Origin of the sequence: Bacillus sp. E214 (assembly GCF_008087365.1) — a bacterium.
Classification (GTDB): Bacteria; Bacillota; Bacilli; order Bacillales; family Pradoshiaceae; genus Pradoshia.
This window is the reverse complement of the sequence record NZ_VENN01000004.1, coordinates 1-13,155: the sequence shown is the minus strand read 5'-3', so window position 1 is coordinate 13,155 and position 13,155 is coordinate 1. Positions and strand designations below refer to the sequence as shown.

Annotated in this window: 15 protein-coding genes and 1 pseudogene; 13 read left to right on the top strand and 3 right to left on the bottom strand. The window is 32.3% G+C overall.

Annotated features, from left to right (window positions below):
* Positions 1-3: 3 nt before the first annotated feature.
* Both FHY47_RS14075 and FHY47_RS14070 read right to left on the bottom strand, forming a co-directional pair.
* Positions 4-939, bottom strand: a complete 936-nt coding sequence (locus FHY47_RS14075; RefSeq protein ID WP_148630939.1) for an SMI1/KNR4 family protein — start codon at positions 937-939, stop codon at positions 4-6.
* Between the two features lie 204 nt (positions 940-1,143).
* Positions 1,144-1,329 carry a hypothetical protein gene (locus FHY47_RS14070; RefSeq protein ID WP_139892831.1) on the bottom strand — a complete coding sequence of 62 codons (186 nt, stop codon included), beginning with the start codon at positions 1,327-1,329 and terminating at the stop codon, positions 1,144-1,146.
* A gap of 292 nt (positions 1,330-1,621) precedes the next feature.
* Between FHY47_RS14070 and FHY47_RS19320 the strand changes: the two genes are divergently transcribed.
* Positions 1,622-1,810 (top strand): hypothetical protein, encoded by a 189-nt coding sequence (locus FHY47_RS19320; RefSeq protein WP_262366024.1) that lies wholly within the window; start codon positions 1,622-1,624, stop codon positions 1,808-1,810.
* A 437-nt stretch (positions 1,811-2,247) separates the two neighbouring features.
* Here FHY47_RS19320 and FHY47_RS14060 read toward each other — a convergent pair whose 3' ends face one another.
* Entirely contained in the window at positions 2,248-2,907 is a 660-nt protein-coding gene (locus tag FHY47_RS14060; RefSeq protein ID WP_187393496.1) for a nucleotidyltransferase domain-containing protein, read from the bottom strand.
* 652 nt (positions 2,908-3,559) lie between these two features.
* On the opposite strand from FHY47_RS14060, the gene FHY47_RS14055 reads away from it, so the two are divergent.
* The 12 genes and pseudogenes from FHY47_RS14055 (at position 3,560) to FHY47_RS14005 (ending at position 12,500) form a co-directional block, all read left to right on the top strand.
* Positions 3,560-3,967: a GNAT family N-acetyltransferase gene (locus FHY47_RS14055; protein WP_262366027.1), complete on the top strand. Its 408-nt coding sequence runs from the start codon at positions 3,560-3,562 to the stop codon at positions 3,965-3,967.
* A 284-nt stretch (positions 3,968-4,251) separates the two neighbouring features.
* Positions 4,252-4,707, top strand: coding sequence for a CarD family transcriptional regulator (locus tag FHY47_RS14050; protein WP_175354316.1), 456 nt, complete (start codon positions 4,252-4,254; stop codon positions 4,705-4,707).
* Positions 4,708-5,329: 622 nt separating this feature from the next.
* Positions 5,330-5,590: a hypothetical protein gene (locus FHY47_RS14045; protein ID WP_148630934.1), complete on the top strand. Its 261-nt coding sequence runs from the start codon at positions 5,330-5,332 to the stop codon at positions 5,588-5,590.
* Between the two features lie 8 nt (positions 5,591-5,598).
* Positions 5,599-5,730 carry a hypothetical protein gene (locus FHY47_RS19580; protein ID WP_483861457.1) on the top strand — a complete coding sequence of 44 codons (132 nt, stop codon included), beginning with the start codon at positions 5,599-5,601 and terminating at the stop codon, positions 5,728-5,730.
* 181 nt (positions 5,731-5,911) lie between these two features.
* Positions 5,912-6,773 (top strand): annotated as a pseudogene (locus tag FHY47_RS14040) (alpha/beta fold hydrolase).
* Positions 6,774-6,912: 139 nt separating this feature from the next.
* Positions 6,913-7,311, top strand: coding sequence for a hypothetical protein (locus tag FHY47_RS14035; protein ID WP_148630932.1), 399 nt, complete (start codon positions 6,913-6,915; stop codon positions 7,309-7,311).
* A gap of 268 nt (positions 7,312-7,579) precedes the next feature.
* On the top strand, positions 7,580-8,068 hold the full coding sequence (locus FHY47_RS14030) for a tetratricopeptide repeat protein (protein WP_262366023.1): 489 nt from the start codon (positions 7,580-7,582) through the stop codon (positions 8,066-8,068).
* Positions 8,069-8,707: 639 nt separating this feature from the next.
* The gene (locus tag FHY47_RS14025; RefSeq protein ID WP_148630928.1) at positions 8,708-9,214 is read left to right on the top strand and encodes an SMI1/KNR4 family protein; all 507 of its coding nucleotides are present in this window, start codon (positions 8,708-8,710) and stop codon (positions 9,212-9,214) included.
* A 132-nt stretch (positions 9,215-9,346) separates the two neighbouring features.
* Positions 9,347-9,916: a hypothetical protein gene (locus tag FHY47_RS14020; RefSeq protein WP_148630926.1), complete on the top strand. Its 570-nt coding sequence runs from the start codon at positions 9,347-9,349 to the stop codon at positions 9,914-9,916.
* Between the two features lie 236 nt (positions 9,917-10,152).
* Entirely contained in the window at positions 10,153-10,593 is a 441-nt protein-coding gene (locus tag FHY47_RS14015; RefSeq protein WP_395940475.1) for a GNAT family N-acetyltransferase, read from the top strand.
* 132 nt (positions 10,594-10,725) lie between these two features.
* Positions 10,726-11,157 carry a VOC family protein gene (locus FHY47_RS14010; protein WP_148630922.1) on the top strand — a complete coding sequence of 144 codons (432 nt, stop codon included), beginning with the start codon at positions 10,726-10,728 and terminating at the stop codon, positions 11,155-11,157.
* Between the two features lie 362 nt (positions 11,158-11,519).
* Complete coding sequence (locus FHY47_RS14005; RefSeq protein ID WP_148630920.1) at positions 11,520-12,500, top strand: hypothetical protein; 981 nt, start codon at positions 11,520-11,522, stop codon at positions 12,498-12,500.
* The last annotated feature ends 655 nt before the right edge of the window (positions 12,501-13,155 follow it).

Here is a 13,155-nt window from a genome sequence, read left to right as displayed (position 1 = left end):
GTATTATTCCTCATCCTCAAAAGTAATCATTACGCCAACAACCTGTTTGAAAATATTATATTTCACTTTGACTTCATACATTCCATCACCATAGCCAGACATAGAAACCGCACCTCCAGGAACCACTCCGGCTTGCTCATCTGTATCAGTCATATCACAGCATGCTACATAGTATTTAGAGCCAGCCTCATCTATCTCTATATCATGGGTATTTATCAGTTCATATGGGATTGTTTCATCTTTTTGAAAAACGTCAAAATCAAAGATTCCTGCTTGTGCTGAATCAACCGCTATTGCTTGAGCGCAATCATGCCATCTCCCGCTTGGTTTCTTTTCGCCATAATATACGAACAAATTTTGTACTGCTTCCTCATCAGTGTGTGTAACATATGCTGTCCACTTTCCGTTTTTCACATTTAGAAGTAAGACTTGCAGGTCTTCTTCATCTTTATCGTAACATGGGTCCGTAACAATTAACTTCCCACTTTCGATTGTAAATGTGCCTAAGATTTTAGGCTTATTTGTCTTTTTCGGTACATACCAGTCAATAAATTCACTTAAAGTTGAAGCCTTACATTCGCATTTTCCCTTTTTATCATCCCATAGAAAAATCAGCTCTTGCATAAATCTTTTTCGAATTCGATAGCAGAGATTATTTCCATTGATATGGTCACCAATACAAATAAATTCATCAGGCATATTTTTAGGCCGGTTCTCTTGATTTTGCCTAACAATATCCATTGTAAAGGCTAATTGTTCATTAGTTTGAATCGAGTACAAAGTCCATTCTCCGAATGTTGCACCATTTGTTTCTAGAAAGAGTTCCTTGTATTCTTCTGGAAAGGTAGCGCCAAGTGTTCGTTCTGTTTTCTTTAATTCAATTAATGACACTCCGGCTACTTCAATCTTGGGATTGATCTTATTTATTACTTTCTTCATTGTTTCCTCCAAGGATTTTTCCAAATTATTATGACATGTCAGAGAAATAACGTAATTTTATTAATATGCTAAGAATTGATTTATAAAAAGCGAAAGAAATGAGTGGTCTGAAGATGAGAATTGAAGTAAACAAATGAAGTAGAATCATCAAATTCGAGAATCTTTTTAAGGATGGATTGTATGCGTAAATCTGTCAAACGTCTATTATGTGGATTGCTTGGATTTATTTCTCCATACGAGGGATGCAATTAAAATAAGTAAACCGGCGGCTATTCCCATTATTTGATCGATTAAAAGCTCACCTGTTCTAAAATAACGGATTGTAAATGTTCCTCCGAAAATAAGAAGTATGCTGATGGAAAATCGAATGAAAAATGTGTTTGTGCTCAATCTCTAACACCTCCTCTGTAAATAAAGCATAATTCATATGTAATTAATTGTAAATATCCTTTGTTAATAGGCTGAGATCTCTATAAAAGGCTTTTTCGTAAATATTGTTGCTTTGAATAAAAAGGGAGCTGCTATCCATTTGCGGTAAAATTGGGTGGGGATTACCTTCTTGAATGAATGGGATAGGTTAGTGAAAGAAGGAATTTATTAATATTTTATTGAATTATATTAAAGATGAATTTATATAGAAACCCAAAAAAACGGTAAATTGTAGCGTTCAGGTGAGATTAATATGATATGGGTACATAAAAATATAAAGGGCAAACGTTATAAGCAATTAATAGACTTACTCTCAAGGAATTGTAATCGCTTTGCTTTTGTAGAAGATGGACGTTTATTGGAGTTTGAAAAGGAGCGTTTTGCCTTTATTGATAATTTAATAATCGATATTGAAGAACATTTAAATGAAAGACGAATATAAAAAGAATGGGAAACCACAAGACTTTCTGAAGATACAGCCTACGTTTTTTATTTTAAAATGAATAATGCTACAAGAGACTTTTTGAAAGAGCGTTGTCATTCCCTTTTTGATTGGATTAGTCCTGAACTACCAGAAGACTTAATGTTTTACCATAATGATAAATGCATATTAGCTGTATGCTCCCACGAAGAATATTTTGTAGTGGAGGAAGCTATTTGGGACAGTTTCATATTGAACTAACGGGGCAGTTTAGCTCAATAAGAGAAAACCACTAGTGAATGTTACCATTACCAAACGACTTTATTATGAATTAAGCAACTATATGTACAAAGATAATAAAGTCGTTTAATTTTAATACAGAAAAATAAAAGCCTTACTACACATAAAATGTAATAAGGCTTTTAAAATTTGTTCAAAAACGCACAATTTTGTCTTTATCATTTCATTGCTTGTAACGTTTCCTTTGCCCAATGAAAAATTAACGTTGTATCTTGTTGTAAATGAACAGGCATACCTTGTTGAATCTCTAAAAAACGGCTTAATACTTGTCGATCAAGCTTTTCTGCATTTAGAATAAGCTCCCCTATATCTGATTGAAATATTTCTGATTTTAAAAATTGCTTTCCTTGTATTACGAAACGTGCATTTTTAAATATAGCTTTAATTGCCTCTACTGATTTTGTGTGCAAATAATTGTGCAAAGTCATATGATAACTATTTCCTGCACCTGTTCGAACAAATCGCTTGATATCTTCCGGTTGAATATGTTTCTTTAAAAATTCCAAGCTACCGTAAACTGCTTTTGTATCATAGACAAAGGTAAATAAATCCGATTTATCCCAAGCTTGGAGTTCGTCTACACCCGAAATAAAACCACAAAGTAAATGACGGTTTGGCATCGTATGGGTAACGACTTCATACGATAATAATCGATCAATCGTCAGTTCTTTAAAAATGACCACTACATCAATATCACTGTCTAGCTTTGCCTCTTCCCTCGCTCTACTTCCTTGCAATCCTATAAAGACAATCTCCTCGCCAAATTGTTGAATAAGTTTTTGACTAAATTGCTCAAGCCAATCGTTCATTTCAATCATATGCATTACCATCCTTATTTAATTTTGCCGCGGTAAATGCAGTAGCGTAAATAATTCTATTTTAAAACTGTAACTGTAGTCAATCGACTTATTTCTTGTAGTTTTTTATTATAACTGTACACGATAAATGGTAGGCGGGAAAGTTTCATTTTTAAATAACTCTATTATCATTAAACATTTCAATCATCTCTTATTAAATTAACGAGTGCATTAATTGAAGAAGGAATAACACTATTCTTGTTTAAGTAATTGTTATCTGGGACCAATAAGTTATTTAGAAAGTAAGATTATGTTTGTTTTGGCGAATGTCTCATTGTGATTAAGGATTATACCGCTAAAGGAGCAGCATTCCAGAAATAATAAAAAGCTTGTGAACAAGTACACTTAAACTATAGGGGGCGTTGATCCAGGAAGGATTAATCTCTTTTTATGTTGAATTTCTTATTGAAGTAAAAGGGGAAGGTTTATTTAAGAAAAAATATAATATAAGTTTTAATCCCAATGATAAACTGAATTGAAAATTGTAAAAATTTACGAATATGAAATTAATGGTCAATTGGAAACTAAATTACGGCAGTTATTAGTAGAATGTTTTACAGATGTATATCCAAAAGATAGAATTTACTTTAAGTAGTTACCTCATTTTAGGTTCATTGTAATTGATGATACTAATCAACTTGTCGGTCATGTGGGCTTGGATTATAGAGTAATGAATTTAAACGGGAAACCAATAAGAGTTCTTGGTATCATCGATTTATGTGTATCAAAAAACAAGCGTTCACAGGGAATAGGTTCATTACTGCTCTCTGAAATAAATGATTTCTGTGAAGGGAAGTTAGTTGATTTTTTACTCTTGTTTGCAGATAACAAAAAATTGTACTTAAACGCAGGATTCAAGTCTGTAAATAATGAATGTAAATGGTTAAAAATTGACGATGAAAATCAATCAACTTACGGAATAGGACATGAAAAGATTAATGAGCTTATGATCAAAGAAGTAGGTAATATAAAATGGGAAAATGGCAAGTTAGATTTATTAGGATACCTTTTATTAAGCTAACGGGGGCGATTGCAAAACAAGGCAGTCGCTTTTTGTGTTATTTGCGCAGGAAGGTTTTATAAAGAATAATAATATTAAGGTTAGTAGAGGTTTCAGAATATACGTGGGAAAATCAACCTTCCCTTTATTGGTAATCCGACACGATTCCTATTGTTAGTGCTTTTTCTGATCTTTAAGAAAAAGTAGTTGACAACGGAAAATAAATTATGATATTATTAAATATTTGCTAAAAAATGATATATATGTTAAGGTTAAGAAGGTTACCATATATGGAGGTGGATTATTTGTTTCAAATTGGCGATAACATTGTTTATCCAATGCATGGAGTAGGTTTAATTAAAGCCATAGAAGAAAAGGAAATCTCAGAGGAAAAACAACAGTATTATGTCATAAAAATGTTAATCGGTAATATGCAAGTCATGATTCCTACGGGTAAGAGTTCAAGTATACGCCCTGTTACTGACATAATTGCATTAAAACACATCATAAACATCTTTCATCATGGAGAATCAGATAGATTACTGCCGTGGAAACAAAGGTATAAAGTGAACACGGACAAAATAAAAACGGGTAAAATACAAGAATGTACTGAAGTTGTACGTGATTTAATGCGTATGAAGAAAGAAAAAGCACTTAATACAAGCGAAAAAAAAATGTTAGATAACGCACATGAATTTTTGATTAGTGAACTGGGATTAATTAAAGGTATTACTGAAAATCAAATAAAAAGTTTCTGTTAAGGTTAATTTAAGAAAATTGATTACTTTCCCGAAAATTTCCTGATTTTTTTGAAAATGTTTATTATTAAAATAAATCTTTTCAAAGACATTCAACTTCTCCAACTCACCTTTAGAGCATTAACCTCTTTTGTAATTTCTACAATCTAATCCATTTTTATTATTTAAATTTATTTTACGAACGTTTGAAGTTTCATCAAATAACTCGATAAAATAGTCACTTGATTTTTGCAATCCTGATTCACACTGGCACGGACAAGGAGCCGTAAGGATGAAAGAGAGGTAGGGCTTTCATTGTTTTAGGTATACAATATATTATTTAAGTCATTATTTCTAGAAGAAAAAACAATCAATCTCACCTCTATCTTTAAGAATTTTTTATATCATCTGAGACAGTGAATAGTAATTGTTTATCTTCTTTACGTTAAAGAGAGAAACGAATTGGTAACACCATATGGTCAACTACAAAAATGGATTCCAGACCAGGAAACCATTTTTTATTTTATTTACATAACAATAGTAAAGATTACTGGTGAGGGTTTAAATCCTTTGAAGGGCAACGCGTACAAGAAGGATTTTAATGCTATTGTGGAACATATTAAAGGTTAACTAATAATATTAAATCATGTATGAAAAAACCAAGTTTGTGAATACGGAAGTATTTGAAATTCTAGGTTCTAATAACAGTCATTCAATTGTAGAAGATTTCTCTGAAAATTCCCTGATTGCTTTTTGGATCAGAATTGACTGGGAGAATCCTATTGTTAACCGAGTTGAAGTAAATGACCAAGAAATTAAGAGCATTCCATCCTTTCTAATTTCTAAAGATTTGATACTTCAATTCCTATATATATCTTTTGGGGATACGATAGTTATCCATGTGTAAAAACTAAATTGACTGGAGAAATATTAAGTAATATTGAGGATATTGTTTGGTTAGGAAATGATTTATATATTTATTGTCTTACACAGAAATATGTTATTGAATTCTTTCATGATGATACGGTTAATGTGGGGTGGATTTAGGTCAACAAAGACTTTATCCTTATTTAACAAACAGGGGCGGTGATCCAAGAAGGATTAATGCTCTTTTTTGTTGAAATCCTTATTGTTGAAACGGGGCAGTTTAGCGGAAGAAGGTTTAATACCTTTCTTGTTGAACTTATTATGGTAGACCAGGTCAGTTTAATAAGAAAGGAAGATATTATTGGGGAATTGGGAAAGGAATTTACTTAAAACATCACGTGGTGTATTCGAAATATTTATAAAGGGTGAAGGCGAACAACTTTGTGTTACCCATCATTATGCAGAATTTAATCAGACAGGTGATTATTTTGCAGAGACTTTTACAAAAACAAACAAAGTATTTTTGATAAATTTAAGAGAAGCAGGTAATTCAGAGAAAGCACAAAAACCGTATCAACTAATTTTTTTGGAAACAATATTTGATATAGAAGCTATTCGAGAAGAATTGGGTTTTAATAAATGGGGATTTTCTGGGCACTCAACTGGGGGGTATGTTAGGCATTATCTACGGAATATACTTTTCAAAATCTCTTACATTTAATGTGATTGTCGGAGCTGCAGCAAGAGAATATATGACATTCTCAAAAGATTGTATTTATAATCCGAAACACTCCCAATTCACCAGAATGCAAGAACTTAATGAAACATTGAAACGTTCAGGTATATCATCAGAAAAAAGAAAAGAACTAAAAATTGAAAGAACGAAACTATCTTTATTCGACCCTGAAAAATATGACGAGCTTTTTTGTCTAAACATTAGTAAAGGAATGTCTGCGATTCGTATGGATTTTTTCAGCCGAGAATTACAAGTCTATGATGTAACGAAAAAGCTGGAGTTTATATCAACCCCAACTTTAATAATTTGCGGTAGAAATGATGTACAGTGTCCAGTGTTATACTCTATTGAAATGGAGGAAGGAATACCGAATTCAAAATTAGTGATTATTGAAAAAAGTAATCATTACCCTTTCTTAGAAGAAGCTCAACAATTTATTGAAGAATATAATTTATTTATAAAGGAACACCAATCCTTATTAAGCTAATGGGGGCGTTGATCCAAGGAGGATTAATGCTCTTTTTTGTTGAATTCCTTATTGTAGAAACGGGGCAGGTTAGTGGAAGAAGAATAAATTCTTTTAAAGAGGAATAAATATAGGTAATAGGCTAATTAGGGGCGATATGATGAAACGCTTACTGTCTTTGATTCCTTTTATTTTATTGATTATTGGATGTAATGAAACATTTCTTTCTAATGGAAATGGTAAACCTCTTTCTTTCTCAGGAGAAAGTGACAACTGGAAAGGGGAATACTCTGTAATCATCTCTGAAAATGGAACAAGAGAAGATGGAGATTTTGTATTTAGCTATAAAAACGGATCGAGCAAGACCTTTTTTAGGAACATAGAGGTAGTAATTAATAACGGTGAAACAAAATATATAGAATATGGTACTAGAGGATCCACGGTTCGATTTTTTTTATCCAGTTCGGGTGGTGCTGTAATGCAGGAAGACCTTCCAATTAAAGTTACAATTAAATGGGATAATGAAAAACAAGAATCCTTTGAGTTAGAGTCTAAGTAAATTCTTTTCGGGGAGAGAGTTATAAATGTTGATAATTTTATAGTCCTTATATTTTTTGCTTTGTTCAATCCTATACGTCGAATGATTCAAAAGCCTAATTATAAAAAAGTTCATTTTAAACAAACGCGGGCATTGATCCAAGGAGGATTAATGCTCTTTTTCGTTGAATTCCTTATTGTAGAAATGGGGCAGGTTAGTTGAAGAAGGATTTTCAAAGTGATGTGATGAACTTGTTATCAAATACATTTTGAAAAGGAGTTTATTAATATTGAATGAAGAACAATTGGTAAAAGCACTTGAATTACGAAAAGAGGATAAGAAGAAAGAATCAAATCACATACTACTAAAAATGGTAGAGGAACATCCTGATAATGCGTTTATTAACTACCAATGTGCTTGGAGCTTTGATGTTTTAGGAGAAGAGTCAAAAGCAGTTCCTTTCTATGAAAAGGCTATTAAGCAAGGGTTATCAGGTAAAGATTTAGAAGGAGCAATATTGGGACTTGGAAGTACATATAGAACTTTAGGGGAATATGAAAAATCAGAAAAGGTCTTTTTAGAAGGAATAGAATTATTCCCGACTAATAGAGCAATACAAGTGTTTTATTCAATGACCTTATATAATTTAAGCGAGCATAAAAAAGCTATGGAGTTTTTACTAAAATGCTTGATAGATACCACAACAGACTCTGAAATACTGAGTTATAAAAATGCAATTAATTTCTATACTGATAAATTAGATGAAATGTGGAAATAGCAAGTGAAAGGTTGTACTTAAACAAACTGGGCATTGATCCAAAAAGAAGGATTAATGCCTTTTTGTGTTGAACTTCTTATTTTAGAAACGGGGCAGGTTAGCGGAGGAAGGAATATTAACAAGATAGATTGAATCTAATAATATAGGCGGGATGAAATATAGAAAGATTTATCGACTTACGACAACCGAGTAGATAATGAGAATTTCGTCTTTTTGACCTAATGCACAGGTTACTCGCAAGAACGTTAATGGTTTATTGTTTATCTTACAGGAGGTATCTAAATGCAAGATAACAAAGGTACGGCGATACTTATTCTTTTTGTCATAATTGTAGTTATAGTTGCTTCAAATTTTTTTAAGTAACGAATGGAATAGCAGAAGAACAGAACAGCCGTAGTTCCAGCTATCTCTTATGCTACTAACGGGGCAGGTTAGTTGAATAACAATTTACCCTTAAAGTAAGCTGGTGTTATAATTTACCTATAAATCATATTTTTAGAGATAAACATTTACTAGTCACGAGCTAAACCGGGTTCTGTGAAGAATTTAAAACATATGATCCTGTTTATTTCCAACAGTAGAAACAAACAAGTCGTTAAGAACAGCAACTTTTGCTGTATAAAATTTTGAGGTGATTATATGTCGGAAATTATTTTTCAAGAAGCCGAAAACTTCATTGAAAAAGCTAAAAAATTAGGTGAAAAATATTTAGGAAGAACAGCTACAAGAGAAGAAATCCAACTTTTGAATGACAAATTTGGGGATAAGATTCCAAGTTGGTATTGTAAATTAATTTCCGAACTTCCATTAATTCATATGGAAATTGGTTGGCAAGCATATGAACCTGAAGAAGATTATGATGGGATAGAATATGTAGAAATATATCAGCCGATTCATATGATAGATAACTCTTTTGAAGCATATCAAGGTATACAAATTTTAGAAAGAGGTTATGTCTGCATAGGCGGAGATCCAACGGGTTCTGGAGACCCCTATTTTATTAATTTTGATTCTGAAAACCCACCTGTATTTCAAATATATCACGATGTAGGAAACAATCCAGATGAAATTCTTAAGCACGGTAAAGCAAAAGTAGCTGACTCTTTTGTGGAGTTCTTTAGAAATGGCATAATCTTGGAATATTAAAAGCAAGTGAATTACAAAATATTTCTTCAGTACATATGGAACAATTCGGGCGTTAATCCAGGAAGGGATAAACGATATATTTTGTAGAATCGAAGGAATAGATATAACATTATAAGGTCAAGAAGGTGCGATATGTCTGATATTGAAAAAGTGGATGAATTGTTACAATCTTTAATAAAAGAAATCCCAACTTTAAAAAACGGGTATGACATACTCGAAAAGTATGCAAGAAATATAGATAATACAGTAGATTTAAGTAACTTTAAAAATCAACTATCTACTGGCTATAAACAATTTGAGAATTGGCTTAACAAATTATTTGAGCAAGAGAAAGCACAAGAGAGTATTCAAGCCTTTAATTTTGGTCTTTTTGAAAATGAGAACGGTATTCAACTCTATATTACAGGTTCAACAGAATGGGAATTTGATGATGATGATTGGACAAGTAATAATGATTATTTTCCTGAAGATAGATACCCTAGTATAATGCTGTATAATGACCTATATGATTTTTGGGATGATAAGTTTTATTTAGGTTTATTTCTAACGATTTCTTCAACTATTACTTTTGCAAATACATATTTGGTCGATAACCCTTCAAAATTTCCTAAAGAAATCGTATTTGCAACAGGATTTGATGACGGGGATTTATATAATTTCTCTAGAAAGACTGAAGAAAAAGTAACCTGTTTATTGAACTAACGGGGGAATTACTCCATATCAAGGGCTGTGATCAGCTCTTTTTTCTTATGCTACTAAAGGGGCAGGTTAGTTCAATAAGTATGTAGAATATAACTAAATTAAGCGTTGCTTACTATTGAAAGATTGTAGGTTTTTATAGAACCAATTCTTTAATTCTTATTCGATTAACTGGTGCTCTATTAAAAAGGTTTACTAATAAGAGGAGGATTTGATTGAATAAAAAAATAAGGTTCAGAATGGCTACTGAAAAAGATTTAGATTGCATTGTTGCAATGCTTGCAGATGATGTTATGGGAAGTAAACGTGAGCGTTATGAGCATCCACTTCCTAATAGTTACATAAAAGCATTTAAAGCTATAACGTCTGACCCTAATAACGAGTTAGTAGTGGCTTGTGACGGAAATGAAGTGATTGTTGGAGTACAGCAAATTACTTTCACACCTTATATAACACATCAAGGTGGATTGAGAGCTACTATCGAAGGAGTGAGAACAGCTGTTTCTGTAAGAGGAATGGGCGTAGGTACTGAACTTATAAAATGGGCAATTATGCGTGCAGAAGAACGTGGTTGTCATTTGGTACAACTGACAACGGATAAAAAAAGACCAGATGCGTTAAGATTTTATGAACGATTAGGTTTTAAAGCAACGCACGAAGGTTTAAAGCTGAAAATTTAAAATTTGAAATTTCTTATTCAACTAACGGGGGCATTGATCATTGTAGAAACGGGGCAGTTTAGTTGAAGAAGGAGAATTAAAACGTTTTGTTGAAATCATTACTTTATAAAAATATATGAGGGGGGAATATAAATGGTTTTGCAAAGAATTAGCCTAATTACTATCGGTGCATTCAATTTGCCTATTTTACGTTCGTTCTATAAAAATTTAGGATGGGAAGAAACAGAGATAAGTTCTGATAATTACGCTGTCTTTAAAACGGCAGGTGTTAATCTTTCAATATTTCCTATTGAGGAATTGGCTAAGGATGCAGCAGTTGAAATTACTCAAAGTGTAGATACCTTTCGTGGAGTATCTTTTTCAATCAACGTAGATAAACCCGAAGAAGTTGATACAACAATTGATGCTATTAAAAAAGCAGGTGGGAATATTTTAAGAGAACCAAGCGATGCCTTCTGGGGAGGAAGAACAGCTTATTTTTCGGACCCTGAAAACAACCTTTGGGAGATTGCTTGGAATCCAGATTCAGTATTCGATGAACGTGGAGCTATGATTTCCTTTTAATAGGTTCTTACTTATGTATGCCTTGTATCAGTTTTCTTAAAGTACCAGGGCATTACTCTGAAGGGCTGTGATCAGCTCTTTTTTGTTATTCCGTTAAAGGGGCAGGTTAGCGGAACAAGGATACATTAAGGAAGGAATTGTTATTGTTCACATTCTAATAACAAACTTATGTTGATTGATTATTAATTCTTATGTGTTTTGTATCCTATGCGTTTATGAGCTTTATAATTATGGGTTGAAGTTAGAGTAAGTTGCAGGTAGTGTCACTTATATGAAAATAATCAAGATTTATTAAAAATAAATCTACCTACCCTAAAGTATATTGATATAATATTTTATGAATATATATAGGGGGGAAAATTATGAAGAAAATTAAAAGAATAGCGGTATTAACATTTGCCGGGATCTTAATATTTAGTATGGGAGTTCTAGCAAGTGAGGTTTTTTTAACTTGGACTGGTGATAATCAATTATCTAATGCAGAAACAGAAGTGAGTGAATATGTTTCTGGAGTAAATGATTACATAACCAAGACAGAAAAAGCCATTAATTCTCTAAAATCTCAAGTTGAAACACTAAAAGAAACAAAAGCAGATTTGGAGCAACAATTAGAAGAGAAAAATAGCAATAATGAAACTTTGCAGGCTGCTGTTGAAAAATTAGAACAAGATATTATTACCCTAGAAGCTAGAATTGATGAACTACAAAGCAACCTTGATGAAACAACAAATTCATTAGAAGATGCCAATATTGAAATAGGAAGATTGAAAGAAGAAAATGAACGCCTTACAGTTGAATCAGGAAATTCAACTAATGAAATAAATCATCTTAAAAATGAATTGACAAATGCTAATAACAGCGCTCACACACACAAACAAAATATACATAGTATTATCACTGAAGGTTCCGAGATACTTGATGATTCAATCTTTGAGGGGACTGATGAAAATGGATCTATTGGTATAAACTTAATTAATTTGAATAAAGCGGAATTTGAAACCAATAATTCAAGTTATAGAGTGGATGACTATGACGCAATAACTGTATCAGGACCTTCTGGTAACCAGTGGTCATTTACCACAGCTTTTAAGGTGACTAAGGGTAAGAAATATCGAATCACAGCTAATAATTCTTCTCGAGAAGTTTCACCTTACATATATATAAATGATGGTAAAAGTTTTGGGTTTAAAGGTGGGAACTATTCTGGTACTCTTGATCAGACCTTTGTTGCTGAACGTAGTTTTATAAGATTGGTAGTTAAATCTAGGGATGATGCTCCTAACGCTAATTATTGGGGCACAGCTACTATTACAAATTTAAGTCTAGTTGAAATTGAAGAATAGTAAGATTACTATTAGATAGCTTATTACTATTGATATTCAGTTGTGTATCTTGCTTTCAAATCCTATTATAGCATTTCATTTTTGCTAACTGCTGGTTGAATGAAAGCGGATATCATATCTTTTTAGATGTCATCCTTTTGCATATTACTGACCTCAAGGATTAAACAATTCCAGTCGGTCTTTTTTGCTAGATATAAAGCCGAAGAAATTTCTCTTTTAAAAAGTATACTTCTATACTTTTCTTTGTGAATACGTAAAGAAATTACTTAAAGGTAGACTAGGCGAATAAGCTTAGCGGGAGGCTATTAAAGCCTCCCTTTTTCTTATATCAGAGTCTTGCCTACCTTATTTAAAATATCAATAATTCTATATTTTATTCATTATTCAAAAATATCTCCTACCAGTCCCACCTGACCATCCGTTAACCGTACTTTAAGAGCATTAGTAAGATTGAGTTTTACTATTCCACTAACGGAGCAATAGCACAGAAGATTGCCGCTGTTAAATTAACGGCCTTTTCTTATGCAGCTAAACCAGCTAATAGTTTGTCAAACATTTCACTCAATCTTATAATTTAAGCATGTTATACTGAAATTAAGGCATGACAAATAAACTTCCTTTATTGATATGGAAGTTCCTTGAAGATATGTGAAAA